Raw genomic sequence first — 14021 nt, 5'->3', positions numbered from 1 at the left:
ACCTTGGCGATTGTGGATTCGGCAAAGCAATGGCCAGTCGATTTCGGATCGATACATCCATTTCAGGTCGGCGTATTTCTGCAACATTCCCCATTCAGTCCCCTCTCCCTCCGGGAGAGGGCTAGGGTGAGGGGCTTTTAAGGTTTAAACCACTTCTCGGACAACGCCGCCAATCGCCCATCTGCCTTGATCCGCTCCATCGCGCTCGCAAGACTGGCCTGAAACGCCGGATTACCCTTCTGAAACGGAATCGCCAGCTCCACCGGCACCGCCGTCTTCGGCTTCTCCTCGGTCAGCGCCTGTACCAGCACCATCGGTCGCGGCTGCTCATCCTTCTTCGCCAGCAGCTGCGAATCGACCTTGCCGTAAGGCTCGCTGACGTCGAAACGATCCTTGAGTTCAGGTGTCAGTGCTATGTGGTTGAGCGCAACGTCGTACTTGCCGCTTTCAACGCCCTGGAGCAGGTCGGCTTCGTCGGTGACGATGAAGTCGGCGCGTACATCCAGCTCGTTGGCCAGCAGTTGCCCTAGCTCGACCTCGAACCCCGTGAGTGTGTCGCCATCCTTGAAATTGAAGGGCGGTGTATTAGCCTCAAGGGCAATGCGCAACTCGCCACGGTCGTTGACGTCATCAATCAGTTCGGCGTGAGCCAGAGGGCTCAGAAGGGGTAGCAGGCAGATCAGGCCAGGCAGAAAGCGCATGGTCACTCCTTTGAAATCATTATTGCGATGCTCTGAGTCAGGCTCGCTTTGCTATGGTTGTCGAGTGCCTTCGACAACGAATGGTCATGAAGTTGTCATGACCGCGCGGATTTTACGGAAAAACTGGAGAAGAGAATGAAAACGTTTATGTCACGAGCAGCCTTGGCTGGCCTGTTGATGGGTGTTTCAATGCTGGCCAGTGCAGCGACCCCGGCACCCAAAGGCGCCGAAGTGTTCATCGTTTCTCCCGAAGACGGGGCCACGGTTTCTCAGGAGTTCAAGGTCAAGTTCGGGGTCAAGGACGTTGCGCTGGCACCGGCCGGTGACGTCACCAAGAACACCGGTCACCACCACCTGCTGATTGATGCCAAGGAAATCGTTCCGGCCGGTTCCGTCGTGCCGACCGACGCCAACCACATGCACTTCGGCAAGGCACAGACCGAGGCCACGATCAAACTGGCTCCGGGCAAGCACACCTTGCAACTGGAGCTGGGTGACAGCGGCCACATGGCGTTCGATCCGCCGATCGTCTCGAAAAAGATCACCGTCAACGTCGAATGACGTTTTCGCACGCATGAAAAAGGGAGCCCGAAGGCTCCCTTTTTTTGTCGCTCAGCGTCGGATCAGAACAACACGCGGCTACGGATAGTACCGTTGACGTGTTGCAGCTTCTCTTGCGCCAGCTCCGAGTACTCGGCGTCGACGTCGATCACCACGTAACCGACTTTCTCGTTGGTCTGCAGGAACTGACCGGAGATGTTGATACCGTTTTCGGCGAAGACCTTGTTGATCTCGCTCATCACACCCGGGATGTTCTCGTGGATGTGCAGCAGACGGTGCTTGCCAGGGTGAGCCGGCAGGGCCACTTCCGGGAAGTTCACCGACGACACCGAAGTACCGTTGTCGCTGTACTTGACCAGTTTTTCCGCCACTTCCAGACCGATGTTGGCTTGCGCTTCGGCAGTCGAACCACCGATGTGCGGGGTGAGGATCACGTTGTCCAGGCCACGCAGCGGGCTTTCGAACTCTTCGTCGTTGGAGCGTGGCTCCACCGGGAACACGTCGATGGCCGCGCCGATCAGGTGCTTGTCCTTGATCGCGTCCGCCAGGGCGTCCAGCTCGACCACGGTGCCGCGCGCGGCGTTGATCAGGATGCCGCCCTTCTTGATGGCGCGGATTTCCTTCTCGCCGATCATCCACTGGGTCGCGGCGGTTTCCGGAACGTGCAGGGTGACGATGTCGGACATGCCCAGCAGCTCGTGCAGGTTGCCGACCTGAGTGGCGTTGCCCAGCGGCAGCTTGGTCACGGTGTCGTAGAAGAACACCTGCATGCCCAGACCTTCCGCCAGAACCGACAACTGCGTACCGATCGAGCCGTAGCCGACGATGCCGAGTTTCTTGCCACGGATCTCGAAGGAGTTGGCTGCGGATTTGATCCAGCCACCACGGTGGCAGGAAGCGTTTTTCTCAGGGATGCCGCGCAGCAGCAGGATCGCTTCGGCCAGCACCAGTTCCGCGACGGAGCGGGTGTTGGAGTACGGCGCGTTGAACACGGCGATGCCGCGCTCGCGGGCAGCACTCAGGTCAACCTGGTTGGTGCCGATGCAGAAACAGCCGACCGCGACCAGCTTCTTCGCGTGATCGAAGATCTCTTCGGTCAGTTGGGTGCGCGAACGAATGCCGATGAAGTGAGCGTCAGCGATCTTTTCCTTGAGCTCGGCTTCCGGCAAGGAGCCTGTCAGGTATTCGATGCTGGTGTAGCCCGCCGCCTTGAGGACGTCGACAGCCGATTGGTGGACGCCTTCGAGAAGAAGGAACTTGATCTTGCTCTTATCGAGAGAAGTCTTGCTCATCTGCGTAAACCTGTATCCCGGAGAAAAATGGCAGGAAATGGTCAACAGACATTGACCTGGACGACAAGAAAGCCGTCACCGCAGAACTGGCCTTGGGCACTGGCCTGCGGGGTCGGTATGCTAGCATAGCCACCCCGCTAAACACTCATTCCTGCGACGTGAAGCGTCTTCAGGATGACCATGAATTGTTCGAGAGTTCTGTCGATGACCAATCCTGCCCTGATTGATGAACTGAAGACCCTGGTCGAGCCTGGCAAGGTCCTGACCGACGCCGACTCCCTGAACGCGTACGGCAAGGATTGGACCAAGCACTTCGCGCCCGCGCCAAGCGCCATCGTGTTTCCCAAGACCATCGAACAGGTGCAGGCCATTGTCCGTTGGGCCAATACCCATAAAGTGGCGCTGGTGCCGTCGGGCGGGCGCACCGGGCTGTCCGCCGCCGCCGTTGCCGCGAATGGCGAAGTGGTGGTGTCGTTCGACTACATGAACCAGATTCTCGACGTGAACCTCACCGATCGCACCGCCGTGTGTCAGCCGGGCGTGGTCACCGAGCACTTGCAGAACGTCGCCGAAGAAAACGGCCTGTACTACCCGGTGGACTTCGCGTCGGCCGGTTCCAGTCAGATTGGCGGCAATATCGGCACCAATGCCGGCGGGATCAAGGTGATTCGCTACGGCATGACCCGTAACTGGGTCGCCGGCCTGAAAGTGGTCACCGGCAAGGGCGATGTGCTGGAGCTGAACAAGGACCTGATCAAGAACGCTACCGGTTACGACCTGCGCCAGTTGTTCATCGGCGCCGAAGGCACCCTCGGCTTTGTGGTCGAAGCGACCATGCGTCTGGATCGCGCGCCGAAAAACCTCACCGCGATGGTCCTCGGCACCGCCGACTTCGACTCGATCATGCCGGTGCTCCACGCCTTTCAGGGCAAGCTCGACCTGACCGCGTTCGAATTTTTCTCCGACAAGGCCCTGGCCAAAGTACTGGGCCGTGGCGATGTGCCGGCGCCGTTCGAGACCGAGTGCCCGTTCTACGCATTGCTGGAATTCGAGGCGACCAGCGAAGAAGTGGCCAACACGGCGCTGGAAACCTTCGAACACTGCGTCGAGCAGGGCTGGGTGCTGGACGGTGTGATGAGCCAGAGCGAAACCCAGCTGCAGAACCTGTGGAAGCTGCGCGAGTACATCTCCGAGACCATCTCGCACTGGACGCCGTACAAGAACGACATCTCGGTGACCGTGTCGAAAGTCCCGGCATTCCTGCAGGAAATCGACGCGATCGTCGGCGAATACTATCCGGACTTCGAAATTGTCTGGTTCGGCCACATCGGCGACGGCAACCTGCACTTGAATATCCTCAAGCCTGATAACCTGAGCAAGGACGAGTTCTTCGCCAAGTGCGCGACCGTCAACAAGTGGGTGTTCGAAACCGTCGAGAAATATAACGGTTCGATCTCCGCCGAGCACGGCGTGGGCATGACCAAGCGCGACTACTTGACCTACAGCCGTTCTCCGGTCGAAATCGAGTACATGAAAGCGGTCAAAGCGGTGTTCGACCCGAACGGCATCATGAACCCGGGCAAGATCTTCGCGGTTTGATTGGCAATCCCTGATGAATCAATGAAGGCAGGAGTCGGTAAATGAGCTATCAGCACCAGTACGTCGACGGCACGCGCATTCACTTCCCGATCGGGAAGGTGGTGTGCATTGGCCGCAATTACGCCGAACACGCCAAGGAACTGGACAACCCGGTGCCTACCGAGCCGTTGCTGTTCATCAAGCCAGGCAGTTGCGTGGTGCCACTGGAAGGCGGTTTCAGCATTCCGACCGAGCGCGGTTCGGTGCACTACGAAGCGGAAATCGCCGTGTTGATCGGCAAGCCGCTGTCGACTAAGCCGAGCCGTGAAGAAGTGCTCGACGCGATCTCCGGGTTCGCCCCGGCGCTGGACCTGACCCTGCGTGACAAGCAGGCCGAGCTCAAGTCCAAGGGCCTGCCATGGGAAATCGCCAAGTCGTTCGACGGCGCGGCGGTGATTGCCCCGTTCGTGGTCGGCAGCACCTTCGCCGACCTGACCGACATCGGCATCCGCCTGACCATCAACGGTGAAGTACGCCAGGACGGCAACAGCAGTGCGATGCTCAACCCGATCGTGCCGATGATCCAGCACATGGCCGGCTGCTTCTCGCTGCAGGCCGGCGACGTGATCCTCACCGGCACGCCAGTGGGCGTCGGCCCGCTGAATGTCGGCGACGACATCGTGCTGGAACTGGTTGGCGCGAGCAGCTTCAGCAGCAGCGTGCGCTGACCGCGAAACTGCAACACCCTGTGGGAGATAGCCTGTTGTGGTGAGGGGATTTATCCCCGATGGCCTGCGCAGCAGTCCCAGCTTTGGGGCCGCTTCGCAGCCCATCGGGGATAAATCCCCTCACCACAGGGCTCGCTCCTACATTGGCTCTGTGTCGCGGCTCGCAAAGCCGCACAACAATCCCGTCATTTGCCGTTTTTTTCACATTCTGTCCGGATAATTCCTCTCATTCTGGCGTCTGAGCCGGCCTCTTTGTGCTATTACCCATAGCCTGAATATTCGGAACGCGTCCCTGATGTCCGCTCAAACTCAGCTCAAAACTTCCCGTCGTTCACGTTTTGCCCTGCGCTGGTATGTCTGGCTGTTGCTGGTGCTCGCTGTCGCTTATGGCGTGGCGCATATCATGCATTGGGACGACCGTGGCCTGCTGTGGCTGCGCGAGCGACTCGAGACTCAGGCTGAGCAGAAGGCAAGCATCTGGTTGCCGGATTATCGGGCGGTGATCGACGGCAAACTGCTGCCGGGCATGGAAAAGGACGAGGCCTCGGACCTGTCCTACAACCCGCAGACCAAAACCCTGTTTTCGGTGATGGGCAAGAATCCGTTTCTGGTCGAACTGACCCTGCAGGGTGATGTGCTGCGCAAGATGCCGCTGGTGGGCTGGAGCAATCCGGAGGGCGTGACCGTGATGGAAAACGGCCTGATGGCGATCGTCGATGAGCGCGAACACCTGCTGACCATCGTCAAGGTAGATGCCAACACCCGCGAGCTGAATATCGCCGACTTCCCGAAATACGACCTCGGCCCGTCGAAGAACCAGAACAAGGCCTTTGAGGCGATCACCTGGGATCCGCGCAACCAGCAGTTGCTGCTGGGCGAAGAGCGGCCGCCAGCGCTGTTCACCTGGAAAAGCGACGGCAGCCAGATCCTCAAGGGTGACAAGCAGAAGCTGGCCAATGATGAGCTGGATATCCGCAACCTCTCGGCGCTGGCCATCGACCCGCGTACCGGCCACACCCTGGTGCTGTCGGCCGACTCGCACCTGTTGCTGGAACTGGACGAGAAGGGCGAGCAGGTCAGCTTCATGACCCTGCTTGGCGGCTTCAATGGTTTGAAGGACACCATCCCCCGCGCCGAAGGCGTGACCATGGACGACGCCGGTACGCTGTACATGGTCAGCGAGCCGAACCTGTTCTATCGCTTCGAAAAGCAGAAGTAAGCCCATCGCGGGCGGCTTGTGGCCTGAGGCAAGTGGCCATTAAGCTTCAGTTCAGACAGGCGTGATATTTCATCCGCCTGTTTTGATCCCGAGCCTGCCTGAATGCGTCGACTTGCCCGCCCCAAGCCCCTGTTTATCATCCTGTCGGTTGTTGTCCTGATCGTGTTGATCGCGATCGGCCAATACCTGCGCCTGTTCGAGCGCGCCTGGTTCAATCTGCATACCTTGTGGCAGCCGTTGAGCAGAGAGGCCATTGGTCTGGATCAATACCGGGTCGAGGTCGAGGCCAGGATCATCGACGGCCTGAACGACGATGTCTCGGCGCTGACCTACGATCCGGTGCGCAAAAGCCTGTTCACCGTGACCAACAAGAATGCCGAGTTGGTCGAGTTGTCCCTCGACGGCAAAATCCTGCGGCGCATCGCGCTGATCGGCTTCGGCGATCCTGAAGCGGTGGAGTTCATCAGCGCCGACACCTATGTGATCACCGACGAGCGCCAGCAACGCCTGATCAAAGTCCATTTGGAGCAGGGCACCACGTTCCTCGATGCGGCGGACGCTGAACAGATGACCCTGGGCGTGCACATGAGCGGTAACAAGGGCTTCGAAGGCCTGGCGTACGATTCAGTGGGCAAGCGTCTGTTCGTCGCCAAGGAGCGTGACCCCATGCTGATTTATGAGGTGCACGGTTTTCCGCACTTCAATCCGGAAAAGTCCTACGCGGTACACGTGATCAACAACCCCAAGCGCGATGCCGGGATGTTCGTGCGCGATCTGTCGAGCCTGCAATACGACGAGCGCAGCGGCCATTTGCTGGCGCTGTCCGACGAGTCGGGGCTGATTCTGGAGCTGGATGTGGACGGGCGGCCGTTGAGCACACTGTCACTGAACAAGGGGGCGGCAGGGTTTGCAGAAGAGGGTGCCGCAAGCCGAAGGCATTGCGATGGATGACGACGGGACGTTGTATCTGGTGAGTGAACCGAACTTGTTTTACGTCTTCAAGAAACCTGCGCAAAACTGACTGACACCCCAAAAAACCAAATGTGGGAGCGGGCTTGCTCGCGAATGCGGTGTATCAGACAAATTAATGTATCTGACACACCGCATTCGCGAGCAAGCCCGCTCCCACAGGGGGTAACGCAATTACCCTCAAGAATGGGGCGGCCGGGCTTACTCAGCCTTCAGGGTTTTCACACCTTCGCTGGTGCCCAGCAGCAACAGATCCGCCGGACGCGCCGCGAACAGGCCATTGGTGACCACGCCGACGATCGCGTTGATCTGCGCTTCCAGCTCCACCCGGGTTGGTGATCTGCAGGTTGAACACGTCGAGGATGATGTTGCCGTTGTCGGTCAGCACGCCTTCGCGGTACACCGGGTCGCCGCCCAGTTTCACCAGTTGACGGGCCACGTGGCTGCGAGCCATCGGGATCACTTCGACCGGCAGCGGGAATTCGCCCAGCACCGGCACCAGTTTGCTGGCGTCGGCGATGCAGATGAAGGTCTTGGCCACGGCCGCGACGATCTTCTCGCGGGTCAGGGCGGCGCCGCCGCCCTTGATCAGGTTCAGGTGCGCGTCGCTCTCGTCGGCGCCGTCGACGTAGAACTCGAGGTCGCTGACCGTGTTCAGCTCATACACCGGAATCCCGTGGCCCTTGAGGCGTGCGGCAGTGGCTTCGGAGCTGGCAACCGCGCCATCGAACGCGCCCTTGTGCTGGGCCAGTGCGTCGATGAAGCAGTTGGCGGTGGAGCCGGTGCCGACCCCAACGATGCTCTTGTCGTCGAGTTTCGGAAGGATGAAGTCGACGGCGGCCTGAGCCACTGCCTGTTTGAGTTGATCCTGGGTCATGCGGGCTCCGGAAGCGGGCAAGGTGAGAACGGAAAGGCCGGCATTATAGGCCCCGCGACAAGGCAGGGGGAAACACTCCTGTGGTGAGGGGATTTATCCCCGATGGAGGGCGAAGCGCTCCCCAGCACTCCTCCCAAATATTGCGCTCTCAGGTTGACGACGGCTGCGCCGCCGATCGGGATAAATCCCCTCACCACAATGAGGTTTACATCACAAACTGTTCGCCCCAGCTAAAACCCCCTGTTCAGTGTGGTCGCACGGGCAAAAGCCGGGTTAGACTCGTCGGCCCCGCCCAATCGCCAGTGATGCTTTCCGATGCTCGAACAGTACGTCAAAAAGATCCTCACCTCGCGCGTTTATGACGTTGCCGTAGAAACCCCGCTGCAGAACGCTCGCCAGCTCTCCGAGCGGCTGGGCAATGACATCTGGCTCAAGCGTGAAGACTTGCAGCCGGTGTTCTCGTTCAAGATTCGCGGCGCGTACAACAAGTTGACCCAACTGACGGACGAAGAGCGCGCCCGTGGCGTGGTTACCGCGTCGGCGGGCAACCATGCGCAGGGTCTGGCGCTGGCGGCGAAAGTGCTGGGCGTGAAAGCGACCATCGTGATGCCCAAGACCACCCCGGAGATCAAAGTCGAAGGCGTGCGTTCGCGCGGCGGCAAAGTGGTGCTGCACGGTGATTCCTTCCCGGAAGCCCTGGCCTACTCGCTGAAACTGGTCGATGAAAAGGGCTACGTCTACATCCACCCGTACGACGATCCACACACCATTGCCGGGCAGGGCACCGTGGCGATGGAAATTCTGCGTCAGCACCCGCAACCGCTGGACGCGATTTTCGTGCCGGTCGGCGGCGGCGGTCTGATTGCCGGTATTGCGGCGTACGTGAAATACCTGCGTCCGGACATCAAGGTCATCGGCGTCGAGCCGGACGACTCCAACTGCCTGCAAGCGGCCATGGCCGCCGGTGAGCGCGTGGTGCTGCCGACCGTAGGCATCTTCGCCGACGGCGTGGCCGTGGCGCAGATCGGCCAGCACACCTTCGACATCTGCAAGGATTACGTCGACGAAGTGATCACCGTCAGCACCGACGAGATCTGCGCGGCCATCACGGATATTTACGACGATACCCGCTCGATCACCGAACCTGCCGGCGCCTTGGGCGTGGCCGGGATCAAGAAGTACGTCGAGTTGCGCGGCGTCAGTGGCCAGACCTTCGTCGCCATCGACTCCGGGGCCAACGTCAACTTCGATCGCCTGCGCCACGTCGCCGAGCGCGCCGAGCTGGGCGAGGGCCGCGAAGCGATCATCGCCGTGACCATCCCGGAGCAGGCCGGCAGCTTCAAGGCGTTTTGCGAAGCGATCGGCAAGCGCCAGATCACCGAATTCAACTACCGCTACAACACCGGCAGCGAAGCGCACATCTTCGTCGGCGTGCAGACTCACCCGGAAAACGACCCACGCAGCGCACTGCTGGCGAGCCTGACCGAGCAGGGCTTCCCGGTACTCGACCTGACCGATAACGAACTGGCCAAGTTGCACATCCGCCACATGGTCGGCGGCCACGCGGCGCACGTGATCGACGAAGTGGTGTTCCGCTTCGAATTCCCGGAACGTCCGGGCGCGCTGTTCAACTTCCTCAACAAGCTCGGCGGGCGCTGGAACATCTCGATGTTCCACTACCGCAATCATGGCGCGGCGGATGGTCGTGTCGTCGCAGGCCTGCAAGTACCGCATGACGAGCGTCATCTGGTGCCGGCGGCACTTGAAGAAATCGGCTACCCGTACTGGGATGAAAGCGAGAACCCGGCCTATCAGCTGTTTCTTGGCTGAGCGGCTACGCTGATGGGCAGGCCTTAAGGAAATCGAACAATGGAAACGTTAACTGCCCTGAAAACCGCGCACATGGTCGCCACCGTGGTGTTGCTGGCCAGTGCGCTGGGTTTGGGAGTCTGGGTTTTTCTGGCGCGCCGCAAAGGTGATGCAACGGCTGGCAGCCGCACCTTGCAACGGCCACGGGTGTTCATCTGGCTGTTGATGGGCCTGGCGCTGTTGAGCATGCCGTTTACCGGCTGGGGCATGGTGCATCTGGTCGGCTGGCCGCTGGGGCAGACCTGGCTGCTGGCTTCCAGCGTGCTGTACACCGTGGCGGCGCTGGCGTGGTTCTGGTTGCTGGTGCGGTTGAATCGCTTGCGCAAGGCGCCGGGTGGCGTTGGCAAGTTCACTTTTGCCTTGGCGTTATTCAGCTTTGTCTGCTTTATCGCCATTGCCGGGTTGATGGGCGCCAAGCCTGTTTAAGGCTTCACACCGCGTTGGCCCATTCGGGAGCAAGCCCCCTCCCACATTGGATTGGTGTTGTGAACACCATCTCCTGTGGGAGCGGGCTTGCTCGCGAAGGCGTAATCAGTCGCGCAACGAAATCACTGGCCACCCGCGCTTCTCGGCCTCGGCCCGCAGATTCGGATCCGGATCCACCGCCACCGGGTTCGCCACCTGCTCCAGCAGCGGCAGGTCATTCATCGAATCGCTATAGAAATAGCTGTCATCCAGCGAATACCCGGTTTCTTCGAGCCAACGATTCAGACGCGTCACCTTGCCCTCACGGAAGCACGGAATGTCGGTGCTGCGCCCGGTGTAGCGGCCATCGACCATCTCGCACTCGGTGGCGATCAGGGTTTCAACGCCCAGGCGCACGGCAATCGGAGCGGTGACGAAGCGGTTGGTGGCGGTGATGATCACCAGTTTGTCGCCGGCGTCGCGGTGCTGTTTCAGCAGTTCCAGCGCCTTGGGCAACACGATCGGCTCGATGCAGTCGCGCATGTAATCGTTATGCCACTGCTCAAGAACAGCCATTTCGGTGCGGCCGAGGATTTCCAGGCAGAAGTTCAGGTACGCGGCGTTATCCAGTTGGCCGGCCAGGTAATCCTGATAGAACTCGTCGTTACGCTGCTTGTATGCAACCGGGTCGAGGAAGCCGCATTCGCACAGATAGTCGCCCCAAGCGTGATCGCTGTCGCCGCCCAGAAGGGTGTTGTCCAAATCGAATAGAGCCAGGCGCATTGCAGTTACCCGCTGAAAAGTCAGTAAAAAGGCGACAAGAATACGGTCTTTTCACAAGAGTGCACATAAGGTAGGAACCTTCGTTGCCGCCTTATCAAGCTTTGTGGAACAATGCGGCGACATGCGTTTGCGAGGTTGTTGCCGTGATCGACCCCGATGGTTTCCGCCCCAATGTCGGGATCATTCTGACGAATGACGCCGGCCAGGTGCTATGGGCTCGCCGTATCAATCAAGATGCCTGGCAGTTTCCACAAGGGGGAATCAACCCCGAGGAGACGCCGGAAGACGCCTTGTACCGCGAGCTGAACGAAGAAGTTGGCCTGGAACGTGAAGATGTTGAAATACTGGCCTGTACTCGTGGCTGGTTGCGCTATCGTTTGCCGCAACGTCTGGTGCGTACCCACAGCCAACCGCTGTGCATCGGCCAGAAGCAGAAATGGTTTCTCCTGCGCCTGATCTCCAACGAGCAGCGGGTGCGGATGGATTTGACCGGTAAACCGGAGTTCGATGGCTGGCGCTGGGTCAGTTATTGGTATCCGTTGGGCCAGGTGGTGACATTCAAGCGCGAGGTGTATCGACGCGCCCTCAAAGAGCTTGCCCCGCGCCTTTTAGCGCGCGACTGACGACGGAGTTCGACCCCGAGCCATGCTCAATACGCTGCGCAAGATCGTCCAGGAAGTTAACTCCGCCAAGGATCTCAAGGCGGCGTTGGGGATTATTGTGTTGCGCGTCAAAGAGGCCATGGGCAGCCAGGTCTGCTCGGTCTACCTGCTTGATCCCGAGACCAACCGCTTCGTCCTGATGGCCACCGAGGGCTTGAACAAGCGCTCGATCGGCAAAGTCAGCATGGCACCCAACGAAGGTCTGGTGGGTCTGGTCGGCACGCGTGAAGAACCCCTGAACCTCGAAAACGCCGCGGATCACCCGCGCTACCGCTACTTCGCCGAGACCGGCGAGGAGCGCTACGCCTCGTTCCTCGGGGCGCCGATCATTCACCACCGCCGCGTCGTCGGCGTGTTGGTCATCCAGCAGAAAGAACGCCGCCAGTTCGATGAAGGTGAAGAAGCCTTCCTCGTGACCATGAGCGCGCAGCTCGCCGGCGTAATCGCCCACGCCGAGGCCACCGGGTCGATCCGTGGTCTGGGCCGTCAGGGCAAGGGCATTCAGGAAGCCAAGTTCGTCGGCGTACCGGGTTCGCCGGGTGCGGCGGTCGGTACGGCGGTGGTCATGCTGCCGCCGGCGGATCTGGACGTTGTGCCAGATAAAACCATCACCGACATCGACGCCGAGCTGGCGCTGTTCAAGACCGCCATCGAAGGCGTGCGCGCCGACATGCGCGCGTTGTCCGCCAAGCTCGCGACCCAGCTGCGCCCGGAAGAGCGTGCGCTGTTCGACGTCTACCTGATGATGCTTGACGATGCTTCGCTGGGCAGCGAAATCACCACCGTGATCAAGACCGGCCAGTGGGCCCAGGGCGCACTGCGTCAGGTGGTCACTGAGCACGTCAACCGTTTCGAACTGATGGACGACGCCTACCTGCGCGAGCGTGCGTCGGACGTCAAAGACCTCGGCCGCCGCCTGCTGGCCTACTTGCAGGAAGAGCGTCAGCAGAACCTGGTCTACCCGGAAAAAACCATTCTGGTCAGCGAAGAGCTGACGCCGGCGATGCTCGGCGAGGTGCCGGAAGGCACGCTGGTCGGTCTGGTGTCGGTCCTCGGTTCGGGTAACTCCCACGTCGCGATCCTGGCCCGGGCCATGGGCATTCCGACGGTGATGGGTCTGGTTGACCTGCCGTACGCCAAGGTTGACGGCATCGAAGTGATCGTCGATGGCACCCGCGGCGAGGTCTACACCAACCCCAGCGATGTGCTGCGCAAGCAGTTCGCCGAGGTGGTCGAAGAAGAGAAACAACTGGCGCTGGGCCTCGACACCCTGCGTGATCTGCCATGCGTGACCCTCGATGGCCATCGCATGCCGTTGTGGGTCAACACCGGGCTGCTGGCCGATGTGGCGCGGGCGCAGAAGCGCGGCGCCGAAGGTGTCGGCCTGTACCGCACCGAAGTGCCGTTCATGATCAATCAGCGCTTTCCGAGTGAAAAGGAACAGCTGGCGATCTACCGCGAGCAGCTCGCCGCGTTCCATCCGCAACCGGTGACCATGCGCAGCCTCGACATCGGCGGTGACAAGTCGCTGTCGTACTTCCCGATCAAGGAAGACAACCCGTTCCTCGGCTGGCGCGGGATTCGCGTGACCCTCGATCACCCGGAAATCTTCCTGGTGCAGACCCGCGCGATGCTCAAGGCCAGCGAAGGCCTGAACAACCTGCGGATCCTGCTGCCGATGATCTCCGGCACCCACGAACTCGAAGAAGCCCTGCACCTGATCCACCGGGCCTGGGGCGAAGTGCGCGACGAAGGCACCGACGTGCCGATGCCGCCGATCGGGGTGATGATTGAAATTCCGGCTGCGGTGTACCAGACCAAGGAGCTGGCGCGGCAGGTGGACTTCCTGTCGGTCGGCTCCAACGACCTGACCCAGTACCTGCTGGCGGTCGACCGCAACAACCCGCGAGTGGCCGACCTCTACGACTACCTGCACCCGGCGGTGCTGCAAGCCCTGCAAACCGTGGTGCGCGACGCACATGCCGAAGGCAAACCGGTGAGCATCTGCGGCGAAATGGCCGGTGATCCGGCAGCGGCGGTGCTGTTGATGGCGATGGGCTTCGACAGCCTGTCGATGAACGCCACCAACCTGCCGAAAGTGAAGTGGATGCTGCGTCAGATCAACCTGAGCAAGGCCAAGGATCTGCTGGCGGAGCTGATGAAGATCGATAACCCGCAAGTTATCCACAGCTCGCTGCAACTGGCGCTGAAGAATCTCGGGTTGTCGAAGATGAATCCGCCGGCGGTCAACAAGGCTCTCTAAAACCTTGTGGGCCTCTTCGCGAGCAAGCCCGCTCCCACATTTGACCGAGTTCTACCTTTGGAATGTGGTCGAATGTGGGAGCGGGCTTGCTCGCGAAGGCGTCAGTTCAAACGC

Annotated in this window: 11 protein-coding genes and 2 pseudogenes; 9 read left to right on the top strand and 4 right to left on the bottom strand. The window is 60.5% G+C overall.

Translation table 11 applies throughout. The features are described from left to right. Window positions 1–137 precede the first annotated feature (137 nt). Window positions 138–701 (bottom strand): transporter substrate-binding domain-containing protein, encoded by a 564-nt coding sequence (locus E3Z29_RS00665; RefSeq protein WP_134784904.1) that lies wholly within the window; start codon window positions 699–701, stop codon window positions 138–140. 135 nt (window positions 702–836) lie between these two features. Here E3Z29_RS00665 and E3Z29_RS00660 point away from each other — a divergent pair, with 135 nt between their 5' ends. Continuing rightward, window positions 837–1262, top strand: coding sequence for a DUF4399 domain-containing protein (locus E3Z29_RS00660; protein ID WP_134784903.1), 426 nt, complete (start codon window positions 837–839; stop codon window positions 1260–1262). Between the two features lie 62 nt (window positions 1263–1324). Here the strand turns inward: E3Z29_RS00660 and serA are convergent, their stop codons facing one another. Then, window positions 1325–2554 carry a phosphoglycerate dehydrogenase gene (gene serA, locus E3Z29_RS00655; RefSeq protein WP_003229219.1) on the bottom strand — a complete coding sequence of 410 codons (1230 nt, stop codon included), beginning with the start codon at window positions 2552–2554 and terminating at the stop codon, window positions 1325–1327. A 204-nt stretch (window positions 2555–2758) separates the two neighbouring features. On the opposite strand from serA, the gene E3Z29_RS00650 reads away from it, so the two are divergent. From E3Z29_RS00650 to E3Z29_RS00635, 4 genes and pseudogenes are all read left to right on the top strand, one after another. Next, window positions 2759–4153, top strand: a complete 1395-nt coding sequence (locus tag E3Z29_RS00650; RefSeq protein WP_047596642.1) for an FAD-binding oxidoreductase — start codon at window positions 2759–2761, stop codon at window positions 4151–4153. 41 nt (window positions 4154–4194) lie between these two features. Further along, window positions 4195–4860 carry a fumarylacetoacetate hydrolase family protein gene (locus E3Z29_RS00645; protein WP_095137584.1) on the top strand — a complete coding sequence of 222 codons (666 nt, stop codon included), beginning with the start codon at window positions 4195–4197 and terminating at the stop codon, window positions 4858–4860. A 295-nt stretch (window positions 4861–5155) separates the two neighbouring features. Then, window positions 5156–6079, top strand: a complete 924-nt coding sequence (locus E3Z29_RS00640) for an SdiA-regulated domain-containing protein (RefSeq protein ID WP_134784902.1) — start codon at window positions 5156–5158, stop codon at window positions 6077–6079. Window positions 6080–6181: 102 nt separating this feature from the next. After that, window positions 6182–7100: pseudogene (locus E3Z29_RS00635) on the top strand (SdiA-regulated domain-containing protein). Between the two features lie 149 nt (window positions 7101–7249). Here E3Z29_RS00635 and rpiA read toward each other — a convergent pair. After that, window positions 7250–7925 (bottom strand): annotated as a pseudogene (gene rpiA, locus E3Z29_RS00630) (ribose-5-phosphate isomerase RpiA). Between the two features lie 315 nt (window positions 7926–8240). Here rpiA and ilvA point away from each other — a divergent pair. After that, window positions 8241–9755, top strand: coding sequence for a threonine ammonia-lyase, biosynthetic (gene ilvA / locus E3Z29_RS00625; protein ID WP_134784901.1), 1515 nt, complete (start codon window positions 8241–8243; stop codon window positions 9753–9755). Between the two features lie 39 nt (window positions 9756–9794). Then, a complete protein-coding gene (locus E3Z29_RS00620) occupies window positions 9795–10220 on the top strand; it encodes a DUF2269 domain-containing protein (RefSeq protein WP_134784900.1) in 426 nt (141 codons plus the stop codon). A gap of 105 nt (window positions 10221–10325) precedes the next feature. On the opposite strand, the gene E3Z29_RS00615 is transcribed toward E3Z29_RS00620, so the two are convergent. After that, window positions 10326–10982, bottom strand: a complete 657-nt coding sequence (locus E3Z29_RS00615; protein ID WP_134784899.1) for an HAD family phosphatase — start codon at window positions 10980–10982, stop codon at window positions 10326–10328. A 143-nt stretch (window positions 10983–11125) separates the two neighbouring features. Between E3Z29_RS00615 and E3Z29_RS00610 the strand changes: the two genes are divergently transcribed. Together E3Z29_RS00610 and ptsP are read left to right on the top strand one after the other, a co-directional pair. Beyond that, the gene (locus E3Z29_RS00610) at window positions 11126–11605 is read left to right on the top strand and encodes an RNA pyrophosphohydrolase (RefSeq protein ID WP_003229203.1); all 480 of its coding nucleotides are present in this window, start codon (window positions 11126–11128) and stop codon (window positions 11603–11605) included. A 22-nt stretch (window positions 11606–11627) separates the two neighbouring features. Continuing rightward, window positions 11628–13907, top strand: a complete 2280-nt coding sequence (gene ptsP, locus E3Z29_RS00605; RefSeq protein ID WP_047596633.1) for a phosphoenolpyruvate--protein phosphotransferase — start codon at window positions 11628–11630, stop codon at window positions 13905–13907. Window positions 13908–14021: the final 114 nt, after the last annotated feature.

It is taken from the genome of Pseudomonas sp. S150, from assembly GCF_004526365.1.
GTDB lineage: Bacteria > Pseudomonadota > Gammaproteobacteria > Pseudomonadales > Pseudomonadaceae > Aquipseudomonas > Aquipseudomonas putida_A.
This window is presented reverse-complemented; position numbering and strand designations above follow the sequence as displayed.